The following is a 23,199-nucleotide window of genomic DNA, read 5'->3' as shown; positions in this document are numbered from 1 at the left end:
CAACCGTAGCGGCCGGGCCCGTCTCGAGGCCGTTCGACGAGCGTACCGACACCCGTGTTCGGGGCCATCGGGGAGCGACCGACGTGGGAGGCTGCCACACGACGGGAGGGATGTTATGAACACTGCCGACCAATACCTCAAAGCGATCTATTTGGCTCAGAGAATCGAAGACGGACCCGCCTCGACCGGCACGCTGGCGGACTTGCTCGAGGTGAGTCCGGCCAGCGTCAACGAGATGGTCGGAAAACTCGAAGACAGGGCACTCGTCGACCACGAGAAATACAAGGGGGCGAGTCTGACCGACGAGGGACTCGAACGCGCTCACAACGCCCTGCAGACGTACTGTATCATCGAGCGGTTCCTCGCGAACGTCCTCGAGGTCGAAGAATTCCGCGACGAAGCGCGCACGCTGGAGAGCGTCATCGACGAAACGGTCGCCGATCGACTCGACACGATCATCGACCGGCCCGATCAGTGCCCCGACTGTTTCGACCCGGAGGCCGACTGCTGTGAACTGCTCGAGGCTGGTGGCTGTGCGGACTGACATCTGAGGCCGGAGGGGAGGGGACGCGGCAGACGCCGACGCGTCGACCGTGGACCGCCGACGGTGCTGCTTAGCGCCGGTTCGAGGGTGGATCGCCGAACCTGATGTAGCGTCTGCCGACGATCGCCGCGAGGGCGAGTGCGACGACGACTGGCACGGCAAAACCGATCGGCAATCGCCACGCGTCTCCCGACCAGTCGGCCTCGAAGACGGTCGCGTAATAGTTCGCGGCCCGCTCACCGTGCAGCGCGACGAGCACTTCGCGGTTGTTCTGGAGCGAGTTCGCGTTCCAGTTTGCGCTGCCGACGATCGCCACTTCCCGGTCGATGACGATCCCTTTCGCGTGTATTTTTTCGAATCGGTTGGTATCTTCGACGAGCCGTACGTCGAGGGGGAGGTCGTCGGTTGCCGCGAGACGCTCGAGATCGGCGACGAGCGCCTCGTTTTCCCTGTCGTTGTACCACGTCGAACCGAGCAAAATACGAACGGCGACGCCGCGGCGGGCCGCATCGATGGTCGCTTCGAGCAGTGAGACGTCGGCGGCGATGGACGGTTGGACGACGAGTATCTCGCTGTCCGCTGCGGCGAGCAGGTCCTGCAATCGCCGGTCTGCGTTGTCCGGTGCGACGAGAAGTTCGGCCGACTCGACGGGGACCGTTGTCGGTTCGTGGGTCGTCGGAAACGCCGAGCGAGACGACGAAACGGCGGGCGTTCCGTCGTCCACGAACGACGTGTTCGCGCGATAGGCCGTGACTCCGGTCGTGTCCCACCCCTCGAAGTCGGCTCTGAACACTCTCGCGAGGTCGGCCGCGAGGGTCTCGTCCTCCAGGCGAACGCCCCACCCGCGGCTACTCTGGCCGCCCACGCCCGCCGGCTTCCAGTTCTCGCTGGTGACCAGGATGTGGTCGTCCGCGATCGCGTATTTCGGATGGTGATACCGATATCGGGCCCCCTCACCCCCGATGACCCGGACCTCGACGTTGCCGTTCGCCAGCGTTTCGAGGACGTCTTCGGTGGGCGCCGGCGTGCCGCCAACCGGACTCGCCTCGAGGAGCACTGCGACGTCGACGCCGCGCTCGGCCGCCGCCACGAGTTCGGCGGCGATCGCTTCGGAAGTGACGGTGTAACCGGCGAGCAGGAGTCGTTCGTCGGCGGAACGGAGGGTCTCCCGTGGAACGTTCGGGGAGTCCGGGAGGACGAACGTCGTGATCGTGTCGACTTCAGCGCTCCGAACGGGGAGACAGGTCGCACCTCGAGGCCACCACTGACCGTCGCTGCGGACGGTCTTCTCGTCGGTGTCGGTCGGTTTTCGGTACCATCGTTCGGCCTCCGGGGCGCGATCGTACGTCACTGCGTCGACCGTTCTCGTCCCGTTTCGGAGCCGCAGCGCGTCGCCGTCGGCGGCGAGTTCGAGGCGGTCCTCGAGTCCGAGAACGGGGAGATCGGTCAGCATCTCGGTGACGTTCGGCGCCGTACTCAACGCGACGCGGCCGGAGAATCCCGCATTCGGAATTCGAGCCGTCGTGTGACCGTCCGTAAGCGTCCAGTTCTGGCGCTCCGTTTCGGGTGGGATTTCGAGGACGACGTATTCTCCCACGTTTTCGTCGGTGGTCGGGTTCGGGTAGAGACCGACGATCCGCGGTTTCGACGCCGGATCGGTGGCGGTGGCGTTCGTCGATGCTCGAGCGGGGCAGGAGAGAGCGGTCGATTGCGGGTCCGGGGGTGCGACGGCTCGACGCGGTGCCGGTTCAGTCGTGGGCGATTCGTCCGTGACGACGAAGACTATCGCGGTACTGCAGACCAGCGTGCAAACGAGTGCGGCGACGAGGGCGGCCCGCCGAATGTCCATCGCCCCCTCTGGCCGCCCGTTCGTACTTAAAGTATTGGAGGGGAACGAGTTCGTTGGGAGTGGGCCGTCCCCGCACTGTCTCCCAGTTCGTCGAGTTCGGAAAACGGACCGACCCGGCGGTCCGGATCGGTGTTTCTCAGACGGCCGGCTCGAGGTCGACGCGCTCGGCCTCGGCCTGGACGAGGTAGGCCCGGTCGTCGTCGTACTCCGTGACGATTTCGAGGGCGTCCCTCGTGCCGATTCGCGTGAGCGCCCACGCCGCACTGGCACGGACGCGGTCGGATTCGTCGTCTTCGAGGACGGTCGCGAGCGGTTCGATGGCGCGGGTGTCGCCGATCAGGCCGAGCGCACGGGCGGCCCAGCTCCGGACGTCGGCCTCGTCCGCGATAAGCTGATTGGCGATGGGCTGAACGGCCTCCTCGCTGCCGATTTCGCCGAGTGCGCGGAACGCGGGCCCCTGCAGGTTCGGGTTCGAATCGACGTAATCGAGCAGCGTCTCGACGACCTCGTCGTCGGCGACGCCGATCGAACCGAGGACGCGCATCGCCGCCTGATCGCGGCGGTTGGCCTTCTGGAGCATCGGCTCGATGGCTTCCTCGGGCCCCATCCGTTGGAGGGCTTCCATGCAGTGTTCCTCCATGAAATCGGAGTCGAACGATTCCAGCGCGAGGAGGATCATGTCGACGTTGCCTCGTTTTTCGTGGACTTTGAGCGCGTGCCACTCCGGGGGGAAGTCCTTGACGTGATCGAGGACGTCGTAGTACCCCTCGCGGCGCAGCCGCTCGCGAATTTCGAGGTCCGTCCACTCGGTCGCAGCGTCGATGTCGCTCTCGAGGTCGTCGGCCGCCTCGAGGAGCCCGGCGATCGTGTCGGCGTCGTCGTCGGCGTCGAGTGCCGCGTTCTCGACGGCCGCGACGGCGGAATCGAGCGTCGCTTCGAGCTGCTCGGGAACGTTTTCGCCGTCGTTGACGAGGCTCACCGAACTGTCCAGCAGGTCGTTGAGGTCGTCGAGAAAGCCGTCGACAGCCTCGATCAGTTCGGCCGTCCCTTCTTCGGTCCAGCGGGTTCCCGTGATCGCGTTCTTCGAACTCGTGATTTCGTCCACGACGTCCGCGCCGTAGGGACCGCGCTGATCCTCGAGGTCGGACTCGAGGTCCGAGAGGTCGCTCTCGATATCGTCGTTTCGATCCTGGAGTTCCGCTTCCGGCGCGGGTTCCTCGTCTTCGTCTTCCTCCTCGTCGGACTCCGGCGGTTCCGGGATGGCCACGCTCTCGAGGTCGTCACGAAACGCCTCCAGGTCCGCCTCGACGACGTCGAGGTCGTCTTCGGTGTCGGCCGCCTCGAGGTCGGTCCGTCGCTCCTCGAGGTCGGCGGCCAGCGCGTCGAGTCGGTCGCCGATCGCCTCGAGATCCACCGGTTCCGCTTCGCCCGCTTCGTCTTCGGCGGCCGTCTCGTCACCGTTCGCCTCGTCCTCGCTCATCGTACCACCCGGGGACGACGCCGACGCGTGACAGTGTACATACCAGACTGTCGTGTCAGCACGGCCCTAAGCGTTTCCATGCACGTCGACCGGGTCCGAAAACCCGTCATCCCGCCAGTAGAACCACGGGCTGAGCGTCGTGTACGCGAGTCCGAGCGTCAAGAGCGCATACGGGAAGGTTCGGCCGGCGAACTCCGGAACGAGGATCGCGAGCGCGTGGACGACACCCATAATCGCGGCGTCTCGGGCCAGCAAGTCGGGATACTGGACTCTCGAGACCATCAGGTAGCAGAACGCGCCGGTGACCGCGAGGACGAGCCAGGGCTGTGTCTCGCCGGCCAGAATCGCCGCGCCAAGGACGGTCGCGGCGAGCGTCGTTTGAACGCCTTCGGTGTGACTGCCGGAGACGTCGTAGGCGGTGTACATCCCCAGACGGGTGACGGCCATCGCGACGAACAGCGCACAGACAGCTGTCACGATCGCGAGTTCGGCGCTGATCACGTCGAACCCGATCCCGAGGCCGTCTGTGACGACGACGAACGAGAGGACGGCGGGGGCGATGGCGAAAGACGACACGTCGGCCAGCGAGTCGAGGTACGGACCAGCATCGGTACCGCCGAACCGTCGCGCGAGGATCCCGTCGAGGCCGTCCGCGATGGCCGCCAGGAGAACGACCCGCGCGGCGAGGTCGATATCGACGACCGCCACGACGACAGCGACGAACCCCAGCGCGGCGTTGGCGATCGTCACCGCGTCGGCGACGCCCAGCCGACCGACGAACCGGGGGAGCATATGCCCGGATTCGATGGGGAGCTACCTTACGTGTTTTCGTTTCCGCGGGACCCCCGGAACCGTGCGCCTATCGTTCCGTTCGCTGGTACCGTGGGCACGTCGTTCCGTTCGGATACCAACCGACCGAACGCCGGTCCGTTTCTTCCCCGTTCCCAGTTTCGAGGAGTGAACCGGGGCGGTTATACGACGACTCTCCCAACGTCCCGACATGCAACGGCGCCGCTATCTCGCCGCCGTCGGAACCGCCCTCTCGGTCAGTCTGGCGGGGTGTTCGTCCGCGCTCTCCGTCTTCGAGAACGATCCATGCAGCGGCGAAGACTGCCACATCGGCATGAATCGGACCGAATTCCTCCCCGACACCTACGAAATTTCCGTCGGCGACACCGTCGTCTGGAAGAACACGAGCGGGGCGGACCACACCGTGACGGCCTACGAGAACCTCATTCCGGACGACGCGACGTTCTTCGCCTCCGGCGGCTTCGATACGCAGGAGGCCGCGTACAACGCCTGGCACGGAGAACGCGCCGGCGGCCTCGGGACGCGGGAGACGTTCGAACACACGTTCGACGTTCCGGGGACGTACGAATACTTCTGTATCCCCCACGAACGTGCGAATATGGCCGGCGAGATCGTCGTCACCGAGTAACGGCCGACGACGCGCCACCCCGTCCGACCAGTTCGGGGAAGGACAGTTTTAACCCCGAACGGCCGAATTTCACCGTCGGATGATAATCATTCACGCGAGTTTCACCATCGATCCCGATCGCCGCGAGGACGCACTCGAGTCCCTCGAGGACCTCGTCGCCGCGTCACAACGAGAAGCAGGCACGATCGAGTATCGGGCGGCCACGGACGTGTCCGATCCGAACGTCGTGCGTGTGTTCGAACGGTACGAAGACGAGGCCGCACTCGAGGCCCATTCACAGAGCGACCACTTCGAGGAGTTCGCGGGCGCGCTGCCGGAACTGCTCGCGGGCGAGCCGACGGTGACCCGATTCGACGTCGACTCGTCGACCGAACTCGATCTCTGAGCGGTCGGCTCGAGCGCTCGAAGGGAACCGATCGGAGGCACAGAAAACGGCTGCAAAAACGGCTCTCGCTTGCGGTACGGTATCAGTCGTCGGCGGCGACGCCTTCGTCGTCGACGTCGACCGAGGTCGCTTCCTCTTCGGCGACCTCCTCGGGGTGTGCCTCGAGGGTCGCCTTCTGGATCTCGACGCGGCGGAGCGGGTAGATCGTCTTGGCTTCGCCGTAGATCGCCGAGGAGAGACGTCCTTCGACGACGCCGTCGATGAGTTCACTGAACGAGCGCTCCGCGGCCGCGTCTTCGACCATCTCGACCATCGTCTCGCGGATGGCCTTCTCCTGGCTCGCGTCGGCCTTTTTCGTCGTGAAGGCGACGGGCTGGATCTGGACGCGATAGTCGTCCGTCGTGAGGACGGTCACGTAGGCCTCGATCTTCGAGGCGCCGCGACGGACCAGCGAGCGCAGGTAGTCGCGGGTCAGGGAGTGCTCTTTGAACTCCGTGTACGCGCTGTCGCTGCCCACGTCGGTCACTTTGAAGGTGAGCTTCGTATTGTTCTCGCTCGCGTTGTTGGTCAGTTCGCCGAGCGTCGTTTCGATCGTTCGGCCGTAGACCTTGTCCGGTTCGTCGGCGGGGGTCTCTCCGAGTTCCTGGCGGTCGAACTGTTCGGGTGCCAGGATGGTGTACCACCGCTTTTCCTGTTTTGTGCGTGAAACTGATCGTTCACTCATGGTGTTGGTTCGTATCTGAGTCGCTTGGGGTGTCGGACACAGATCCCGTGTCCGTCGGTTGTGCGTGCTGTACCGTCTGTGCGTGGGTCGCGACGTCGATCGCGACCGACAGGTTGACCACGTAGTCGTCGACCGTCGACCGGAGGCCGCTCGTCGTGTCGCGGTCGATCCGCGTGACGAGGATCCCGCCGTTGCCGTCGCCAGTGTCGCCGACAGCGTTGTCGTCGTCGGAATCGGACCCGGCGGCGTACTCCACGGTCGTCGACATTTCGTCGGTATTGTCGGGACGAATTGCTCGTGCGAGGAGTGCCGGATCGTCGTGATCCGTCCTGATCGTCGCTCGCCGGCTCATAGCAACTCCCTCACGGTCGTGATGACCGTCGATTCGTCCACCGCGGGGTCGTATCGCAGGTAGCCGCGTCGATGACCGACATCGTACGCGACGCCGGAACCCGAGTCGGAGTCGGAGTCGGGCGTTCCCGTCCCCGCAGCCTCGCCTTCGAGTTCGCGAGTGACGCCTTCGACGGTCGTCCCCAGGGGAGTGGCGCGGCGAGTCGCCACCGCGGCTTCGTCGGTTCCGACCGTGAGAACGGCCGGTTCGGGGGACCGGTAGGCCGTCGCGATCCGGGCGACCGCCTCGACGGGCCCGTCGTCTATACCGAGGACGAACAGTCCGTCGTATCGGCCGGTCGTCGCCCCCTCGAGGGCGGCGTGAGCGCGGCGCCCACGGTCGCGCCAGGCGGCCAGCGCCGAATCGGTTACCTCGTGGCCCATCGCGAGTGCGGCTCCCGTTCCGGGTTCCGTTCTCGCCGTCGCCTCGAGGACGTCGGCAAACCCGCCGAGCGTCGCGAATGGGTGGTCGGGCGTCGCGTACGGCCGTAACACTCCACCGATGGATTCTGCGGCGACGTCGGCCGACGCTTCGGCACCGACGGCGTCGAGTGCGACCAGCGAGCCGATCGTTCGATGATCGTCGACGTCGAGGGTGGTCGGGTCGCGCCCGGCGACATCGGAAAGCGACTCGCGAGTCGCGTCGGGGTCGCCGGACCACGGTGTCCGCACTCGCGTCGTGTAGGCGAGGCCATCGACCGGATCGGCGGTCGGCACCGCGACCCCCGGTCGCTGCTCGAGGAGCCCCCGCTCGCGTGCGGTCTCGAGAAGCCATTCGCTCTCGCCCGCACCCGGTTCACCGCCGCTTGCGACGACGCCTGCGAGTGCGAGTATCGGATCCGGCGACGCGCCGAACTCGCGGACGTGATCGACCGCCTCGAGCGTCGCGGGTCTGTCTCTCGCCGCGAGCCTGACGACGGATTCGTCGTCGGGTCCGTCGGCGGTCCCGAAAACGACCGTGACGACGTCGTCGTCCACGGGGACGCGAACGCGTTCCGATCGCTCCGCGACCGTCCGGCCGACGGACACCTGGAACGGCGTTCCGTCGGCCGCGAGAGCCCTCGCGAGGAGTCCGCTCGCCGCGAGAGCGTCGCCGTCCGCCCGGACGACCAGGCGGACGAAGCCGGCGCTCTCGAGTGCGCGCACGGCGGACGACGGTTCGGCGGATCGACCCTCGGTGGACATGGTCCGATACTGTTATTCGACGTCTTCGAGCAGTTCGGTCGCGACCTCGTATGAGTACTCGAAGTCGGGCTCGAGTTCGTCGCCGCGGTAGTAGTCTACCAGACGGCGGACTTTCGACTCGGTGTTCTGCAAGGCGCGCTTGTTCTGGTAGTCCTGCGGGTTCGCTCGGACGTGTTCGCGCAGGCGAACCGCACGCTCCATCAGATTCCGAAGGTCTTCGGGAACGTCCGCTCGAGCGTCGTTTTCCTCGAGTATCTCGGAGATCTTCTTCCCGGTCGCCAGTTTGACGTCGGGGACGGGCGTTCCGGTGACGCCTTCGTCTCGCAGCTTCATCCCGATCTGACTGGGATCGTAGCCCTGCTCTGCCAGTTCGACGACTCGGCTCTCGATATCGTCCGAGTCGACGTCGCTCCACTCCGGTGGTTCGTCTGCCGACGGCTTGTCCGAACCGGACGAGCCGCGGCGGCGGGTGTGCATTCGTGCCATTGGTGAGGATAGGAACCGCACTGACCGCTCGAATATACCGTCGAAAACCGGGACAACCGGTCCTCGTCGTACACTTCCGCAATCCCAAGTCACCCGAGAGAGGGGGTGACACAGTCAGATTTGCGGCCGTGCGTTTCCCAGTGGGGGTTCACTCGTCGGTGACTAAAGGGTTTCTACATGGACGTCGCTCGGGACGAGCGGTCGGACCGCGGCGGACTCACGGGACACCCACGCGGGGCGCCCCGTGGATCGATTCGGAGGACCACCGGAACGGTCGGCGGATCGGCGCACAGCGCACAGTTCAGAGAACCACCGCAAAGAGCAACACGGAGAGGCCGAGCACGACGGCGGCGTGTTTCGCGCCGGCGCTGACGTCGCCGGCACTCAACTGGCCGGCGATGAGCCCGGAGAGCAGTCCCTGGACGAGCGTCGCGTGGTAGAATAGCGTGCCATAGGCGTCCGTATCGGCGTCCGAGAGTCCGCCCAGTTCGGTCGCCCCGGAACCGGCGGCCAGTTTCGTTCCGCCCGACGGGAGGTTCGGGAGGAGATAGCCGGCGAGCACCGCGATGATGAACAGAAAGACCAGAAACGAGACGTAGACGACGACCGTGTACTCGACCATCGCCTGCTTGCGCTCGCGCTCGAGTCGGCGGTCGGCCGCCGCCTGTCGCGCGGCGATTCTGAGGGTGGTCGCGAGGTTTCCGCTTGCGTTCATCGACTCGGTCAACAGCGTCACGACTCTGGAAATCGAGCGGGTACCGACGCGGGCCTCGAGTCGGTGCAGCGCCGTTTGAAGGTCGCCACCCCACTGGACGTCGGCCCAGACGCGATCCAGTTCGGCGCTGAGCGGTCCCAGATCCGAGTCCCTGACGCGGTCGATCGACGACACGACCGACAGCCCGGCCTCGTTGACGCTCGCGAGACGGTCGAGCAGGTCCGGAACCTGGGTTTCGATCGCCGCGAGCCGGCGGCAGTGGAGTTCGTAGGCGACCGCCAAGACCGCCACGATTCCGAACGCGCCCACCGCGATGGTGTCGTCGATCGCGGTTGCTTCGAAGCCGCCGTGGAGGGCCGCCGGAAGCTGCATCGCCACGACGAGGGACGCGAACGGGACGGTGATCGCGAGCGTCAGCGACGGCCGGTCGACGAGTGTCCGAATCGGATGGCCGAACCGTTCTCGGAGGCCTCGCAGTCGTCGGTAATATTGCACTCGTTCCACGTTCGGGTTGGGACGAGGCCCCGGGACGTCGGCCGCGGTCCGCGTCGGGCTGACAGTGGTGCCCGACGGCGGTTCGATCGGCGTCGGCTCCCCGTCGACTCCGTTGCTCGGGTCGAGTTTGTCGGTTACCATGCTCAAGTAGGCGACGAACCCGGCGTTGGCCACGGGCAAGAGCAGATAGACGAGGATCTGCAACTGGCGGAACGTGTCGTCGGCCGCGATGCCGATGACGACGAGGATGGTGATCAGAAAGAGCGGCCCCGCGACCAGCACCGTGACGTAGGCCTCCGCCAGCGTCGCGAGTAACTCGAGGATGCTCTCCTGCTGGGATTCGGCTTCCTCCCTGTAGTCCTGATACTGGCGCTCGAGGAACGTCGAAAGGCCCTGGCCGCTTTGCAGGACGCTGACGAAGTTGTCGACGAACTCGCTGAACTGCGGACTGGGCGAGCGATGGCTCATCGTCTGGAGGGCCGTGATGACGTCGGCGCCGAACGTGTCCATCTGTCGGACGGCGACGGAAAACTCGGCGGCGGCCTCCCCGTAGGTGTCCCCCTGTTCGGCGACGATTCTGACGACGTCGGGAACGGCCACTCCGCTCTTCGAGAGCGCGTACACGAACGCGATCGTCGACGGCAACCCCGCTTCGATCCGCCGGGCGCGGGCGTCGGCGACGTAGCTCGGATACCACCACCGGAGCCAGTAGACGCCGGCACCGAAGAGCGTGCCGAGCGTGAGCGCGGAACACCCGAACAGAACGGCCAACTCGACGGCCGAAAGCGCCGGGAGCCCCCCGAGAGCCGCGAGAAACTCGAGGGGAGTCGGCAGCGCCGTTCGCAACGTCTCGGGTTCGACCGAGAGGAGACGCAGGGCACCCCAGATGGCGTAGACGCCGAGGATGGAACCGACGGCTGCGGCGGTCGCGGCGGACAGCACGGTCGCCGATCCGTACTCGCGGGTGGTCGTCGGAACGTGAGCGGCCCGCAACGCCGCCTGCCGACCCGGACGTTCCGCTCGGAGTGCGTCGACCTGATCCCCGAACGCCCGGTTCGCGATCCGACTCAGAACGCGGTCGACGCGGTCGGAGTACCTGGCGGCGGCGTGCGGGAAACAGAGGGCGACTGCGACCCCCAGCGGGAGAACGGTCACGGGCGTCATCGGTCTCCGGGCGTTTCGTCGGCGGGACTCGAGTCAGTCCGAGTGGCACCATCGCCGCCCGTCCCGGCGGCGGGCGGATCGACGGCGACGTGGTGATGCGGATCGTCGCCGTCGTCGCCGTCGTCGCCGCCGTTTCCGTCTGTCGTGTCGATTCCGTCGGCCCCGTCAGTTCCGTCGTTCGCGCCGGTTTCACCGTCAACCCCGGTTCCGCCGTCGCTCTCGTCACCGATCGTCTCGAGGATACGTTCCCGATCGCTGTAGTACTGGTTTACCAGCGCGGTAAATCGCTGGTAGTCCGCGATGCCGTTGGATCGAAGGTACTCGAGGAACCGTTCCCGGTGCTCGAGTTCGGTCAGGAGTTCCGTCTGACTCAGCCACGTTCGTCTCGGATTCCGGAGAGAACCTGGCTCGAACTGCTCCGGAAACTGTCGGTGTCGCTTTGCCAGGTGTAGGCGGTCGAGTAATCGAGTTCGCCCGTCCGTTGGTCGACCCCTTCGATCTCGGCGAGGACCTTGTTTCGACGCACACGCTTGTCGCCCGACCGGGTGAGCGTCTGGACGGAGAGGATATCGAGGCTCCGAACCATCGACCGGGGAACGTTGATCGGTTCGTTCTCGAGGCGGTTGATGGCCGTCTGCACCGAATCGGCGTGCATCGTGGAGTAGGTCCGTGGAGTAGGTCGTGTGACCCGTGTTCATTGCCTGGAAGAGCGTCATCGCCTCCTCGCCACGGACCTCGCCGACGACGATGTATTCGGGGCGGTGACGCAACGCGGAGCGCAAGAGATCGTACATCGTCACGTTCGTCCCCTCGTGGATGCGTTCGCGCGTGACCGACGAGAGCCAGTTGTCGTGAGAGAGTTGCAACTCGTGCGTGTCCTCGATCGTCACCACCTTCGACCGCGGCGGGATGAACATCGAGATGGCGTTCATGCTCGTCGTCTTTCCCGAGGCGGTGCCGCCAGCGAAGAGCAGACTCCTGTTGTGTTCGATCGCGAGCCAGAGGTACGCCAACTGCTCGACGCTGAACGTGCCGTACTCGAGCAGGCCGATCGGGGTGAGGGGATCGTCCGCGTACTTTCTGATCGTAAAGGCGGACCCCCTCGGCGTTACCTCCTCGCCGAGCGCTAACTCGGCGCGCGAGCCGTCGGGCAGCGTCGTTTCGACCATCGGATCGCCGATGGAAATGTGTCGGCCCGAGTGCTGTGCGAGCCGAACGACGAACTGGTCGAGTGCGGTCTCCCCGAACGAAACGGTCGTCTCGATGTCGGTGTACTCGTCGTGATACACGAAAATCGGCAGGTCGTAGCCGTCACAGGAGACGTCTTCGACGTGTGGGTCGTGCATAATCGGGTCCAACCGCCCGTAGCCGCGGAAATCGCGGAAGATGTAGTAGAACAGTCGGGAGAACGTCGCCGCGTCGATCTCCGCGCCGTAGCGCTCGAGGGAGTCGCGAATCGTCTCCCAGAGCAGTTCCTCGACGTCCTCACCGTCCTCCTCACGGTACAGGAGCGGATCGCGGACGTCTTCGAGCAGGGTCTCGAGAAGAACTCGTTCGTCCTCGCGAAGCGTGGGTTCGACGGCGTGATACCGGTGTTCGTTCTCCTCGTGATCGTAGCCGATCGAGACGAACGAAAACGGTGCGTCGACCCAGTACCGGTCGACCTCCTCGAGACCGTCCGGGACGTCGAATTCGATCAGCGGACCGTGGACGGTCGGTTCGTACTCGGTCACGTCGACGGTCGATCCGCGCAGAACGTCGACGAAGCGACGGATCGACCGACGAGTCGCGTCGAGCGTCGACTCGCCCCGCCCGTCGGTGGACGTCGTTTCGGCGTCGTCAGGCTGTCGAGCGGTGTTCGCGCTGTCGGCAGCGGGATCGTTCTCCGCCTCGTCCGAACCGCTGTGATCTGACGGCTGCATCGAACTGAGTTTCGTGACACGTCCGGACGCAACGGTGATAAAGGAGACGGCCGATCGGACGACTCGAGTCGGGGTTTCGCGGTGGCGTCTCAGCGACGAACCGTTCTCTCTGTTGAGATGTCGTGCGTTACGTTCATACCACGGGAGTCCGAAGGAACAGGCACGGAATGAGGCGCGAGCACTTCACGTTAGACGTAACCAATATCGACTGGGTCGAAACCGACGGCGCACCCGAAAAACCTTCGGTATCGATCGACTTTACCGGCCCGGCGTCGATGCTTCGCGAGCGCCTGACTGGCCCCGACGGCGACGTTCTCGAGGCGAGCGAAACGGACGCGGCCCTTCGATTGCAGGGACCGATCGGGACGGCCACCGCGGGAGTAGTGAGCGTGACCAATCGTATCACCGGCGAGTTCATCCTTGAACTCAACGAGGACGCGACCGACGTGCTCCAGTTCATCCGGGCCGCACGGGGGTACGGTGAATCGGCGGGCGACGACGAGGGGCGGTATACCGTCGAAATCACGCTCGAGGGCGAGCCGTTCGTCACCTACGATAAACGGACGTTCCTCGTCTACGACGACGAGGGGAGTCTACTCCGCCAGCACAGCCTGATTCCGAGCGGCGTCGAACTCTGACCGACAGCGGTCGGTCGTGCGTCGATATCTGCCAGCGGACCGGCAACTATAAGTGATTTAGGCGTGCCTAAAGAGATGTGCGCCGGCTGCGGCCGGGGGACCTGAACAATGTCGGACGGACAACTGCTTACGACAGCGGTCGAGGACCCAGAACGAGAACACACGACCGAGGAGACGGTTCTCGAACTCGACGGGATCGCGAAACACTACGGCAGCGAGGAGGTCATCGGAAACCTCTCGCTGTCCGTTCGCGAGGGGGAAATTCTGACGCTACTCGGCCCCTCAGGGTGCGGGAAGACGACCACGCTCCGGCTAATCGCCGGACTCGAGAAACCCGCTGCCGGCCGAGTTACGTTACAGGGCGAAACCGTCTCCGGCGACGGTCGGTTCGTCGCGCCGGAGGACCGCAACGTCGGCGTCGTCTTTCAGGACTTCGCACTGTTTCCGCACCTCAACGCCCGCGAAAACGTCGCCTTCGGCCTGCAAGACCGGGACGAGGCCGACCGCGCGGACCGCGTCGACGACCTCCTCGACCTCGTCGGCCTCGGGGCCCACGGGGACCACTACCCGGACGAACTGTCCGGCGGTCAGCAACAGCGGATCGCGCTGGCACGATCGCTGGCGCCCGAACCCGAAATGCTGTTGCTCGACGAGCCGTTCTCGAGTCTGGACGTCGATTTGCGCGTCGAGATGCGCGAGGAAGTTCGGCGGATCATCAAAGAGACTGGCGTCACCGCTATTTCGGTCACTCACGATCAGGAAGAGGCGCTTTCGATCTCCGATCGCGTCGCCGTGATGAACGACGGCGCGATCGAGCAGATCGATACCCCCCAGCGTGTCTTCCAGCAACCCGAGTCGAGGTTCGTCGCCGGCTTCCTCGGACACGCCAGCTTTCTCCCGGGAGACGTCCACGGCGACAGCGTCGACACGGCGCTCGGTCGCGTCCTTCGGGACGACGTCCACGGACTGGCCCACCAGTACGACGGCTCCACGGTCGACCTCCTCGTTCGCCCCGACGACGTGACGGCCTTCCCCGCCGAAGGCGACGAATCCGACGGTCGCGTCGTTTACCGGCGCTATCTCGGCCCGACAGTTCTGTACCGCGTCGAACTCGACAGCGGCGACACGATCGAGTGTATGCACAACCACTCCGATCGGATCGATCTGGACGAACGCGTTCGCGTTCGGGTCACCGCCGACCACGAACTCGCATGGTTCCCCGCAGATCACCGCCAGGATACAGATTCGGAACCGGAGACGTCAGTCTCCCGCATCGAATAATCGAACGGGTTCCGATCGCGTCCCCGGATTCGCCGACCCCGGACTTCGACCGCGTCCGCTGACCCCAGATTGCAGGGCTCGAGTACCGAGTTCCGGCGCCGACCGTCCGTTTCTGATACCGATCACCGATTCGAACAGTCACTTTGATACGGGGGCAACGTAGATACAATTACATGGCCGACAGGGCGAAAATCGCGACGTACTGCGGTGTCGCCGGGCCAGTCGTATCGCTCGGGGCGATCGTTATCGCGACGGTCCTCGCACCGCCCGAGACGTTTACCTGGGGGGAGCAAGCCCTCTCGGATATGGGCCGGTACGGCGCCCCGACGTTCCCGCTTTTCAACGGGGGCCTGATCCTCGGCGGCCTGATCGGCACCCCGTTCGTCTGGCGGCTCTGGTCTGCGAGCCGGAACACCGGAGAGCGCCTCGGTATCGCCCTGACCGCTATCGCCGTGGTCGGGATGGTCGGCGTCGGCGTCTTCTTCCTCGAGCATACCGCCGTCTATCTCGGGACGAGCCTGCACGGGGTCGCCGCGTTGACCGTGTTCGGCGTCGCCCCGTTCGCGAGTTGGGTCTACGCTACCGGAGCGGCCCTGGCAGAGGACGCCTCGCTCGCAATTGCCTCGTTCTGGTTCGGCAACGTCCACCCGCTGGCATGGCTCGGCTGGCTGGTGGCGATCGGTGGGGAAACGGATACCGGCTCGTGGTTCGCCGTCCCCGAGTTCGTCGCTGCCGTCGCGTTCGGCGGGTGGATCCTCGTGCTTGCGGTCGTGTTACACCGCCGGAACGATGCCGGTGCCGACTGACACGATTCGATCGTCGACGTACGATCGTGCGGACTGGTGTCCGCTGACATCCTGTGACCGGCGCATCCGTCGAGCGCGAACGACGGGCCGAACCCGGTCGCTGGGTGCTCCCCCACGGATTTGCCACAGCAGGCCACACAATGCTTAAATCGAAACCGTCCGTACCGGCGTATATGCATAAAGACGAACTCCTCGAGCTTCACGAAGAACTCGTCGTCATCATGGAGTACTTCTCGGAGCGCGAGGAGGTCGACGAAACGCTGTTCGATCCCTACCGTCAGCTCGACGTCGATCCCTCGCACGTCCACAAATCGAAGAGCGAACACAAACACGCCGTCTTCGTCCTCGGTAACGCGCTCGCGAGCGCGATGAGCGAAGACGAGTTCTCGAGCGCCGGGCGGATCGGCAAACGGATGAAGGAACTCGCCGAGGACGCGGAATCGAAAATCTAGAAAATCTAGACGCATTCTAGGCGAAACGTATTTGGTCCGGTTCCCGCTTGTTGACGTATGGACTCGCGCACGCAAGAGCGCGTCGAGGAGTGGGAATCCCGTCCGTTCGGCGGCGGTTTCGACGGCCTCTCCGATCTCGCTGCTGCTGATTTTTCGGGTGCCGTGTCGGCGGCAGGCTCGTGGCTCTTTATGCTCAACGGGAGAATCGTCGGCGTCTTCGACGGTGATATCGTGGACTTCGAGACCGCCTCCGGAACGCAGTACGAGGCACCCCATCCGTCGCTGCCGTTGCTCTGTACGATGGAAGAGCGCGGCGGCGAGACACGAGCGAATTACTACACGAACGAAACGCCGCTCCAAGAAGTGGACGAGACCCTCCAGAGCGGCTCGTTTACGGGCTACATCGAACTGAGCGAAAACGTGCTCAGCGGGGACTACTACGCCGTCTACTACGGCGGTCGTCGGATGGCAGCCGCGTACATCGGTAACGCCGAGCGCCTGCTCACCGGCGAGGAAGCCTTCGACCGTGCGGCCGACGAAGTGGGCATCTACGAGGTACTCGACGTCGATATCGATGTCACGGACGTTCCCCGGACGGCCGGTGGTGGGACTGATTCTGAAGACGCGGCGGATCGCGACTCGAGTCGGGAACTCGAGCGAGCGAGCGAGTCCGGGACCGATACGACCGAGTCCGGGATCGAAGTCGGCATCCCATCCGGAGACGATGCGGACTCCGACCCGACAGCCGATCAGGGGTCGTCATCGATCGAGCCGATCAACCTCTCGGGAACCGACCCGAGCGACGACGACGGATCCGCCGGACCGGATCCGATCGAGGACGTCACCGTGGACGACTCCTCGTCGCTGACCTCCGATATCGACATCGCCGACGATCCGTCGGGTATCACTGCGAGCGAGGCGGCGAAACCAGATCAGGAACGGTCGGCAACCGGCATCACCGAAGCGGAACCGGACGCCGACCTCGATCCGACCTCGTCGGACGACGCCGACGGATCCCGGCCACCGAACGGAGACGACCGTACCGAGAATACGGGCGAGGACTCGATCCGTTCGTCGACGGTCGAGACGGCCGCCGAAGGCGGCGTCGACGAACCGACCGAGGTCGACGTCGAGACCCAAGCCGAGACGGAAACCGAAACCGAAACCGAGACCGATGGCCCGACGGATCCGGATCTCGCAGAGGTCGAAGCCGCGGCCAAGGAACTGGATCGCAACATCTCCTGGGTCGAAGAGGACACCGAAGCCGACGGCACGGTCCCGGATACCGACGACTCGTCACTGACCGTGGACGACGCGACCAGAACCGACGGAGACGATCTCGAGGAGCAGTTCGAACGCGAAGAAGAATGGCGGGAAACCCGCCGCATTCCATCGATCGATCCGGACGACAGCGAGACGAATGCGGTGACGGCGTCGAGTACCGGAAGTCGGAACGCGAGCGCGGGCCGGTCGTCGACGGTCTCGGACGCGGGCGCATCCGAGGGCGGCTCGTCGCCGAACGAACAGTCCGACTCGAGGGGATCGCCCCGAACGATGGAATCGACAGCCGGTGGCGCTTCGTCCGGCGGTCGCGAGAGCACGTCACGGACCCAGCCGAGCCAACAGGGGGGTTCCGGTACTCGATCGACTCAGTCTTCGGACCAGGAGGGTCAAAACCGGGTCTCGGCCCTCTCCGAGAAACTCGAGACGCTACAGGAGCAACGCGATGCGGTCGTGACGGAAGCGGAGGAGGTCAAAGCCGACCGCAATCAGCTGCAGTCCCAAAACGAGGATCTCTCGGTCGCGGTCGAACAGCTCCAATCCAGGATCCAGGAACTCGAGACGGAACTGAAACGGGCACGAGAAGGCGGTACTGGTGCAACTGGAGCCAGTCCGACCACGGGAACGACGCTCTCGCCCGACCAGGCGCTCTCCGGAACGAACATCTTCGTTCGGTACGTATCGAAGAGCCAACCGACCCTCGAGACGGCTCACGACGGTGCAGCCGATCGCGTGGAGGTCACATCGAACCTGCGACTCGAACACCACACGCAGTTCGACTCGGCCGACGCGGTCGTCGACGGGGAGCCCTACGAAGACTTTCTCACGTCGTCGATGGAGTACCGGTTCGTCAACTGGCTCACCGAACTGGTCCTCTACGAGATCCGCGACACCGGGAACGCGAACGGATTGGCGGATCTGTACGACGCGATTCCCCGAATCGATCGGGCCGAACTCGGCTCGACCATTTCGCTCGCGGACGACGAGACGGAGGACGTTCCGGATCAGGTAACCTTCGACATCGTCGCGTACGACAAGATGGGGAACCCGCTCGTATTGGCCACCCTCAACGATTCGCGCGAGCCGGCTTCGAAGAAGTTGCTCGAGCAATTAGAAGAGGCGTCGTCCGCGGTGAAGGCGAACTATCCGTCGCTCGCGGCGTCGGTCGCCGTCACCTCGAGTTACTTCGAACCGGGCGCACTCGAGGTGGCAGAACAGGCCACGAGCAGCGGCTTTCTCAGCCGCGGTTCGAAACTGAGCTACGTCAACCTCTCTCGGAAAGAGGGCTATCACCTCTGTCTGGTCGAATCGCGGTCCGAAGGGTTCCACATGACCGTCCCCGAGTTGTAGTTCGGTTCCGGCACGCAGCCTCCCTTCCCTTCGATCTATCCCTCCCGCCGGGAAAACGCGATAGCGGACGGACCCGCGACTGCGAGTTTCGACGCGACGAGTCCTGGGCACGCCGAGACCGGTTCCCCGCACGTCGTCGGAAACCGACTCGCAACGTTCTCACTCGGACCCGTCACCTCGACCCAACCAGGTGACGGAGTTCGGTGTCCGATTCCGGTACCTGTGACTGGCGGTGCGTTCGCAATCGGGTCGGCCACTCGTGTCAAACGGGGGCGATGGCGACGCGGGAGCGAGGTGCTCCGGAGCGCCTCGACCCACGACGAAAAGTCGATCACCTCGCACCGAACGCGTGTTGCGGGGAAAGGCGACAGCGTCCGTCTCGGACGAGAGACTACCCTTCGATCTCGGCGACGTCTTCGATTTTCATCCCGTCGAGTTTGTCGACGATGTCGTCGATCTTGCCGTCGAGTTCGTCGACGAACTCCGCGGTGCGCTCAGTTTTGATCGCACCCTGACTCGACGGCTCGATCAGGTTCTCTTCCTCGAGGACGCGAAGCGAGTACCGGACTTTGTGGTGAGGATAGCCGGTTTCGTTCGACATTTTAACGATTCCGATCGGTTCGTTCTCGATCACCATCTTCAGAACCTGAAGGTGGCGTTCCAGCATATCGACTTCCTTCTCAAGTCGGTCTATCATGGCATTTGTTAACTTGTCTTTGGGCCTTTTAAAAGTTACTCTCGGTCGCTGAAAGGACCACTCACAACTCCGTGATCGTTCCTGTCAGTAGTTAACGCTTCCGATCGCGGCCATTTCTCCGTCCGCGTTGGTTGAGAAATTAACGGGGAAGGGGCCGCCGCCGCGGTGACGCCGTCGGAAGACGGGACGATGGCGGGTTCTGGCCCCATCGGCGATCGGATAGCGACCGTGGTGTCTCCCACTGTAGCCACCCGTATACCGTAATCTGTTTATCGGCCCGGGAAGAAGCCGCCGCTGTTATGACCGTCACTATCGTCGGGTCGCAACTCGGCGACGAAGGCAAGGGTGGGGTCGTCGACCTGTACGGCGACGCCGCCGACGTCGTTGCCCGCTATCAAGGTGGGGATAACGCTGGACATACCGTCGTCCACGACGGGACGAAGTACAAACTATCGCTGGTGCCGTCGGGCGCCGTCAGAGGGAAGGTCGGCGTTCTCGGGAACGGGTGCGTCGTCAACCCGGAAACGCTGTTCGACGAAATCGACACCCTTCGCGACCGGGGGCTCGAGCCCGACGTCCGCGTCGCCGAACGCGCTCACGTCATCCTTCCGTATCACCGCGCGCTCGACGGGATCGAAGAGGAAGAGAAAGACGACCTCGCAGCGGGGACGACCAAACGCGGCATCGGGCCGACCTACGAGGACAAGGCCGGCCGCCGCGGCGTCCGCGTCGGTGATCTGCTCGATCCGGACGCGCTGCGCGACCGACTCGAGTACGTCGTGCCACAGAAGAAGGCCCTCGCCGAGAACGTCTTCGGCGCGGAGACCGGCGAAGAGTTCGATATCGATCACCTCTACGAGACCTACCGGGAGTACGGCGAGCGCCTCGCCGACGAGGGGATGACCGTCGACTGCGGACGCTTCCTCCAGGAGCGAATCGACGCCGGCGAGAACGTCATGCTCGAGGGGGCACAGGGAACCTCGATCGATATCGACCACGGCATCTACCCCTACGTGACGTCCTCCAATCCGACCGCGGGCGGTGCGAGCGTCGGGACCGGTCTCGGCCCGACGGTCGTCGGTCAGGGAGAGGTCATCGGCATCGTCAAGGCTTACCTCTCCCGCGTCGGGACCGGCCCGCTTCCGACCGAACTCGGCGGCGTCGAGGGACAGACCCCCGACTACGATGCGACCGAAGGCGCCGGCGAGGACGAAGAAGGACTCGCGACTTACATCCGCGACGAAGGCGGGGAGTACGGTACCGTCACGGGCCGCCCGCGGCGGGTCGGCTGGCTCGATATGCCGATGCTTCGTCACGCGGCCCGCGCGAACGGGTTCACCGGACTCGCGATCAACCACATCGACGTGCTGGCCGACCTCGACGAGGTCAAGGTTGGACACAGCTACGAATTCGACGGGACGGAAATCCTGACCATGCCTCCGACGACCGAAGCGTGGGGGCGGTGTGAGGCAACCTTCAAGTCGTTCGACGGATGGCCCGACGTCGACTGGACCGCAGTCGCCGAGGACGGCTACGACGCGATTCCAGAGAACGCTCGGGCCTACCTCGAGTACGTGGCGGACGAACTCGACGCGCCCATCTACGCCGTCGGCGTCGGCCCCGGTCGCGAGGAGACCGTCGTCGTCGAAAACCCGTACCAGTAGCGCACCGCCCGCCGTCCGCCGCCCACCTCGCTTCGACGGCGCGACGACGGCAAGCGTCACCGTCCGAATCGTTCGGATGCGTTCGGTTCCCGTACTCACCAGGACGGATCGACCGGCGACCTCGACGTGACTCGCTCTGCCGACCTGGCGGTATCACTCCCGTCAGACGCCGACAGATGGCGGGGCCGGTGTCCCGGCAGTTTCCCGAAACCTTTTGCTTCAGGCGACGATCCTACGTGGTATGAAAGAATCGTTGCTGGACATTCTCTGCTGTCCGCTCGACAAAAACGATCTGGAACTCGAGGACGCCGCGTACGACGACGGTGAGGTCATCGGCGGGGACCTCGTCTGCACCGAGTGCGGCGAACGATATCCGATCGAGGACGGCATCCCGAACCTGCTCCCGCCGGATATGCGCGAAGAAACGCCGGCCTGACCGGCCCGATCTACCGTGCCAGACACCGAGGTCACCGTCCACGTCAATCGCGGGAACGCCAACGCGCTCGAACCGGCGACCGACGCCCTCGAGACCGACGAGCCCTTCGACCTTCGATTACACGGTCACGAGTCGCCAGCGCACGTCCACTGTCGTCTCGACGGTGACGTAGAGCGGATCGCATCGCTCGATCAGTCGAACTACTACGTCGAGCCCGGCGCGGTAACGACCGTTCCGATCGCCGTCGACGCCGAGACCATCGATCACTCGATCGAGGGTCGACTCGAGGTGCTGACCGGATACGGGTCCGAATCGGTCACCATCGGCGTCACCGTCGTTCCCGGGACGCCCGACGTCGACGTCGACGAGTCGCTCGCGGAACCCGTCCGACGGGACCCCGACCGGACGGCGGTCCAGCGTACGATCGATCGAGTCCCCCCTGGAATCGGAATCGAACCAGCGACGCTCGGAGTTCTCGCGCTGGGACTCGTCGCGGTCGTGATCGCGGCGGTGACTGCGGCAACGATCGCCAGTCCGGTCGCGACCGCCGGCCTCGGTATCGTCATCGTCGGCGTCGTCGCCGCGCTCCTGTTGTTGGTCTGGTAGCCGCCCGACGTAACCGCGGCCGGCGTGCCGGAGAGGGAACTCAGTCGTCGAGTTTCGTCGCCTCGAGCGCGCCGTTCTCGTCGAATCGTTTGGCCCGGAGGTATCGCGCCCGGTAGCGGTTCGCGCCGTCGGTAACGTCCGCCTCGCGGATTTCGTCGGTGCGCCCCTCCGCGACCGCATCGATCAACTCCTCGAGTTGGTTCAGTTCGCTCGTCGTGAGCTCGAGTCGGTACGCGTGTTCGTCCTCGGACTCGAGGATCGCCCACGTCCGTGCGGCAGCGATCACGAGCGAACACGGTTCGCGACAGGGAAACGGGCCGTCACCGCCGTCGACGTCGATGTCGTCCCCCTCGTCGTACTCCCACTCGCGCCGGCGGAGACACTGCGAGTCGACACAACAGGCCTCGGCCATCCACGCGACGGCCTCGCGGGGGAGTTCGTCGACCACGTCGTAGATCCCCGTCTGTCGCTGTGCCGTCTCGAGCCAGTGGTCGACGTCCAGATTTCCGCGCCGTTCTCGGTGCCAGTTGGCGATCGTCGCCGGGTAGAAGAACCCGATCGTTTCGACGAGTTCGTCGCCCGTGAGGCCGGTGAAGGCCCACCCGGTAGCCAGTGTGGGCGCGGTCTTCAACGGCCGATAGCGGCCGTCCGGATCGTACGTCGCGATCTCGCGGGCCGCACGGGGATCGTCGTGTACCTCGAGGGCGGCGAGATCGGCGTCGGCGTCGTCGACGTGCCAGATGTCGTAGACCCGCTCGTAATCCCGGTCGTCGACGTCGAGGAATCGAGTCGTAATAGCGAGTTGTCCCCACCTTCGGTCGATGCCCTCGCCGAGCGCGTCGTATCGGTCCGCGACGGCGAGTGGCTCCTCGGGCGCAGGGCTGTTGGAGTCACCGCTTCCGACCGGGCCGCCCGGACTCGCCCCCGTTCTGTCGTCCTCGAGGGGCGCGCGCTCACACCATCGGAGGAACGCTCGCCGAGCGGTTCCCGCTCCGCCGACCGTCTCCTGCCAGTACCGCCAGTTCGTGACGTACTCCTCGCAGGCCTCGAGCGCTCGCTCGAGATCGGCGTCTTCGAGACCCGTCCACTCGTTCTCCGGCGTCTCGAGGGCGTACCCGTCGTCCGTTTCCGCGACGCGAAACCCGTCGAACGCGATGCCCGACGCGGCGCGTTCGGCGAGCGTCTCGATATCGTCGGCGGTCACCGTCACG

At 65.0% G+C, this 23,199-nt stretch carries 21 protein-coding genes and 1 pseudogene; 11 read left to right on the top strand and 11 right to left on the bottom strand.

Annotation, left to right across the window (positions count from 1 at the left end):
• The first annotated feature begins 115 nt into the window (after positions 1-115).
• Positions 116-544, top strand: coding sequence for a metal-dependent transcriptional regulator (locus NJT13_RS19350; protein WP_254523445.1), 429 nt, complete (start codon positions 116-118; stop codon positions 542-544).
• Positions 545-614: 70 nt separating this feature from the next.
• Here NJT13_RS19350 and NJT13_RS19345 read toward each other — a convergent pair whose 3' ends face one another.
• The 3 genes from NJT13_RS19345 to NJT13_RS19335 all read right to left on the bottom strand — a co-directional run bounded on the left by NJT13_RS19345 (position 615) and on the right by NJT13_RS19335 (position 4,665).
• Positions 615-2,393 carry a phospholipase D-like domain-containing protein gene (locus NJT13_RS19345; protein WP_254523444.1) on the bottom strand — a complete coding sequence of 593 codons (1,779 nt, stop codon included), beginning with the start codon at positions 2,391-2,393 and terminating at the stop codon, positions 615-617.
• A gap of 136 nt (positions 2,394-2,529) precedes the next feature.
• Positions 2,530-3,873, bottom strand: coding sequence for a HEAT repeat domain-containing protein (locus NJT13_RS19340; RefSeq protein ID WP_254523443.1), 1,344 nt, complete (start codon positions 3,871-3,873; stop codon positions 2,530-2,532).
• Between the two features lie 66 nt (positions 3,874-3,939).
• Complete coding sequence (locus tag NJT13_RS19335) at positions 3,940-4,665, bottom strand: protein sorting system archaetidylserine synthase (protein ID WP_254523442.1); 726 nt, start codon at positions 4,663-4,665, stop codon at positions 3,940-3,942.
• A 208-nt stretch (positions 4,666-4,873) separates the two neighbouring features.
• Between NJT13_RS19335 and NJT13_RS19330 the strand changes: the two genes are divergently transcribed.
• Both NJT13_RS19330 and NJT13_RS19325 read left to right on the top strand, forming a co-directional pair.
• Positions 4,874-5,311, top strand: coding sequence for a cupredoxin domain-containing protein (locus NJT13_RS19330; protein WP_254523441.1), 438 nt, complete (start codon positions 4,874-4,876; stop codon positions 5,309-5,311).
• Positions 5,312-5,390: 79 nt separating this feature from the next.
• The gene (locus NJT13_RS19325; RefSeq protein WP_254523440.1) at positions 5,391-5,696 is read left to right on the top strand and encodes a putative quinol monooxygenase; all 306 of its coding nucleotides are present in this window, start codon (positions 5,391-5,393) and stop codon (positions 5,694-5,696) included.
• Positions 5,697-5,778: 82 nt separating this feature from the next.
• Here NJT13_RS19325 and NJT13_RS19320 read toward each other — a convergent pair whose 3' ends face one another.
• From NJT13_RS19320 to NJT13_RS19295, 6 genes and pseudogenes are all read right to left on the bottom strand, one after another.
• A complete protein-coding gene (locus tag NJT13_RS19320; RefSeq protein WP_254523439.1) occupies positions 5,779-6,420 on the bottom strand; it encodes a 30S ribosomal protein S3ae in 642 nt (213 codons plus the stop codon).
• Positions 6,413-6,772 (bottom strand): KEOPS complex subunit Pcc1, encoded by a 360-nt coding sequence (locus NJT13_RS19315; RefSeq protein WP_254523438.1) that lies wholly within the window; start codon positions 6,770-6,772, stop codon positions 6,413-6,415. The genes NJT13_RS19320 and NJT13_RS19315 overlap by 8 nt, the downstream gene beginning before the upstream one ends.
• Positions 6,769-7,995 (bottom strand): exonuclease, encoded by a 1,227-nt coding sequence (locus tag NJT13_RS19310; RefSeq protein WP_254523437.1) that lies wholly within the window; start codon positions 7,993-7,995, stop codon positions 6,769-6,771. The genes NJT13_RS19315 and NJT13_RS19310 overlap by 4 nt, the downstream gene beginning before the upstream one ends.
• 12 nt (positions 7,996-8,007) lie before the next feature.
• The gene (locus NJT13_RS19305) at positions 8,008-8,481 is read right to left on the bottom strand and encodes a 30S ribosomal protein S15 (RefSeq protein ID WP_254523436.1); all 474 of its coding nucleotides are present in this window, start codon (positions 8,479-8,481) and stop codon (positions 8,008-8,010) included.
• A gap of 301 nt (positions 8,482-8,782) precedes the next feature.
• On the bottom strand, positions 8,783-10,855 hold the full coding sequence (locus NJT13_RS19300; RefSeq protein ID WP_254523435.1) for a type II secretion system F family protein: 2,073 nt from the start codon (positions 10,853-10,855) through the stop codon (positions 8,783-8,785).
• Positions 10,852-12,777, bottom strand: a pseudogene (locus tag NJT13_RS19295) (type II/IV secretion system ATPase subunit). The gene NJT13_RS19300 and the pseudogene NJT13_RS19295 overlap by 4 nt, the downstream one beginning before the upstream one ends.
• Positions 12,778-12,944: 167 nt before the next feature.
• Here NJT13_RS19295 and NJT13_RS19290 point away from each other — a divergent pair.
• The 5 genes from NJT13_RS19290 to NJT13_RS19270 all read left to right on the top strand — a co-directional run bounded on the left by NJT13_RS19290 (position 12,945) and on the right by NJT13_RS19270 (position 18,585).
• Entirely contained in the window at positions 12,945-13,415 is a 471-nt protein-coding gene (locus NJT13_RS19290; RefSeq protein WP_254523434.1) for a DUF5793 family protein, read from the top strand.
• Positions 13,416-13,523: 108 nt separating this feature from the next.
• Positions 13,524-14,696, top strand: coding sequence for an ABC transporter ATP-binding protein (locus tag NJT13_RS19285; protein WP_254523433.1), 1,173 nt, complete (start codon positions 13,524-13,526; stop codon positions 14,694-14,696).
• A 173-nt stretch (positions 14,697-14,869) separates the two neighbouring features.
• Positions 14,870-15,502: a DUF998 domain-containing protein gene (locus NJT13_RS19280; protein WP_254523432.1), complete on the top strand. Its 633-nt coding sequence runs from the start codon at positions 14,870-14,872 to the stop codon at positions 15,500-15,502.
• A gap of 173 nt (positions 15,503-15,675) precedes the next feature.
• A complete protein-coding gene (locus tag NJT13_RS19275; RefSeq protein WP_006181940.1) occupies positions 15,676-15,954 on the top strand; it encodes a UPF0058 family protein in 279 nt (92 codons plus the stop codon).
• Positions 15,955-16,011: 57 nt separating this feature from the next.
• Positions 16,012-18,585, top strand: a complete 2,574-nt coding sequence (locus NJT13_RS19270) for a DUF7527 domain-containing protein (RefSeq protein ID WP_254523431.1) — start codon at positions 16,012-16,014, stop codon at positions 18,583-18,585.
• Positions 18,586-18,976: 391 nt separating this feature from the next.
• Here NJT13_RS19270 and NJT13_RS19265 read toward each other — a convergent pair whose 3' ends face one another.
• Complete coding sequence (locus NJT13_RS19265; protein ID WP_006429686.1) at positions 18,977-19,282, bottom strand: hypothetical protein; 306 nt, start codon at positions 19,280-19,282, stop codon at positions 18,977-18,979.
• Positions 19,283-19,581: 299 nt separating this feature from the next.
• On the opposite strand from NJT13_RS19265, the gene NJT13_RS19260 reads away from it, so the two are divergent.
• From NJT13_RS19260 to NJT13_RS19250, 3 genes are all read left to right on the top strand, one after another.
• Positions 19,582-20,946, top strand: a complete 1,365-nt coding sequence (locus tag NJT13_RS19260; RefSeq protein ID WP_254523430.1) for an adenylosuccinate synthase — start codon at positions 19,582-19,584, stop codon at positions 20,944-20,946.
• Positions 20,947-21,187: 241 nt separating this feature from the next.
• Complete coding sequence (locus NJT13_RS19255; protein WP_254523429.1) at positions 21,188-21,382, top strand: methytransferase partner Trm112; 195 nt, start codon at positions 21,188-21,190, stop codon at positions 21,380-21,382.
• A 15-nt stretch (positions 21,383-21,397) separates the two neighbouring features.
• On the top strand, positions 21,398-21,988 hold the full coding sequence (locus NJT13_RS19250) for a DUF7524 family protein (protein ID WP_254523428.1): 591 nt from the start codon (positions 21,398-21,400) through the stop codon (positions 21,986-21,988).
• Between the two features lie 40 nt (positions 21,989-22,028).
• Here the strand turns inward: NJT13_RS19250 and NJT13_RS19245 are convergent, their stop codons facing one another.
• On the bottom strand, positions 22,029-23,198 hold the full coding sequence (locus tag NJT13_RS19245; protein ID WP_254523427.1) for a DR2241 family protein: 1,170 nt from the start codon (positions 23,196-23,198) through the stop codon (positions 22,029-22,031).
• Position 23,199 lies beyond the last annotated feature (1 nt).

It is taken from the genome of Natrinema caseinilyticum, assembly GCF_024227435.1.
GTDB classification, from domain to species: Archaea; Halobacteriota; Halobacteria; order Halobacteriales; family Natrialbaceae; genus Natrinema; species Natrinema caseinilyticum.
This window is presented reverse-complemented; position numbering and strand designations above follow the sequence as displayed.

Excerpts from the sequence above, each read along its gene's own strand:
- NJT13_RS19350 (WP_254523445.1), top strand. The coding sequence starts at position 116 with ATGAACACTGCCGACCAATACCTCAAAGCGATCTATTTGGCTCAGAGA.
- NJT13_RS19345 (WP_254523444.1), bottom strand. The coding sequence starts at position 2,393 with ATGGACATTCGGCGGGCCGCCCTCGTCGCCGCACTCGTTTGCACGCTG.
- NJT13_RS19340 (WP_254523443.1), bottom strand. The coding sequence starts at position 3,873 with ATGAGCGAGGACGAGGCGAACGGTGACGAGACGGCCGCCGAAGACGAA.
- NJT13_RS19335 (WP_254523442.1), bottom strand. The coding sequence starts at position 4,665 with ATGCTCCCCCGGTTCGTCGGTCGGCTGGGCGTCGCCGACGCGGTGACG.
- NJT13_RS19330 (WP_254523441.1), top strand. The coding sequence starts at position 4,874 with ATGCAACGGCGCCGCTATCTCGCCGCCGTCGGAACCGCCCTCTCGGTC.
- NJT13_RS19325 (WP_254523440.1), top strand. The coding sequence starts at position 5,391 with ATGATAATCATTCACGCGAGTTTCACCATCGATCCCGATCGCCGCGAG.
- NJT13_RS19320 (WP_254523439.1), bottom strand. The coding sequence starts at position 6,420 with ATGAGTGAACGATCAGTTTCACGCACAAAACAGGAAAAGCGGTGGTAC.
- NJT13_RS19315 (WP_254523438.1), bottom strand. The coding sequence starts at position 6,772 with ATGAGCCGGCGAGCGACGATCAGGACGGATCACGACGATCCGGCACTC.
- NJT13_RS19310 (WP_254523437.1), bottom strand. The coding sequence starts at position 7,995 with ATGTCCACCGAGGGTCGATCCGCCGAACCGTCGTCCGCCGTGCGCGCA.
- NJT13_RS19305 (WP_254523436.1), bottom strand. The coding sequence starts at position 8,481 with ATGGCACGAATGCACACCCGCCGCCGCGGCTCGTCCGGTTCGGACAAG.
- NJT13_RS19300 (WP_254523435.1), bottom strand. The coding sequence starts at position 10,855 with ATGACGCCCGTGACCGTTCTCCCGCTGGGGGTCGCAGTCGCCCTCTGT.
- NJT13_RS19290 (WP_254523434.1), top strand. The coding sequence starts at position 12,945 with ATGAGGCGCGAGCACTTCACGTTAGACGTAACCAATATCGACTGGGTC.
- NJT13_RS19285 (WP_254523433.1), top strand. The coding sequence starts at position 13,524 with ATGTCGGACGGACAACTGCTTACGACAGCGGTCGAGGACCCAGAACGA.
- NJT13_RS19280 (WP_254523432.1), top strand. The coding sequence starts at position 14,870 with ATGGCCGACAGGGCGAAAATCGCGACGTACTGCGGTGTCGCCGGGCCA.
- NJT13_RS19275 (WP_006181940.1), top strand. The coding sequence starts at position 15,676 with ATGCATAAAGACGAACTCCTCGAGCTTCACGAAGAACTCGTCGTCATC.
- NJT13_RS19270 (WP_254523431.1), top strand. The coding sequence starts at position 16,012 with ATGGACTCGCGCACGCAAGAGCGCGTCGAGGAGTGGGAATCCCGTCCG.
- NJT13_RS19265 (WP_006429686.1), bottom strand. The coding sequence starts at position 19,282 with ATGATAGACCGACTTGAGAAGGAAGTCGATATGCTGGAACGCCACCTT.
- NJT13_RS19260 (WP_254523430.1), top strand. The coding sequence starts at position 19,582 with ATGACCGTCACTATCGTCGGGTCGCAACTCGGCGACGAAGGCAAGGGT.
- NJT13_RS19255 (WP_254523429.1), top strand. The coding sequence starts at position 21,188 with ATGAAAGAATCGTTGCTGGACATTCTCTGCTGTCCGCTCGACAAAAAC.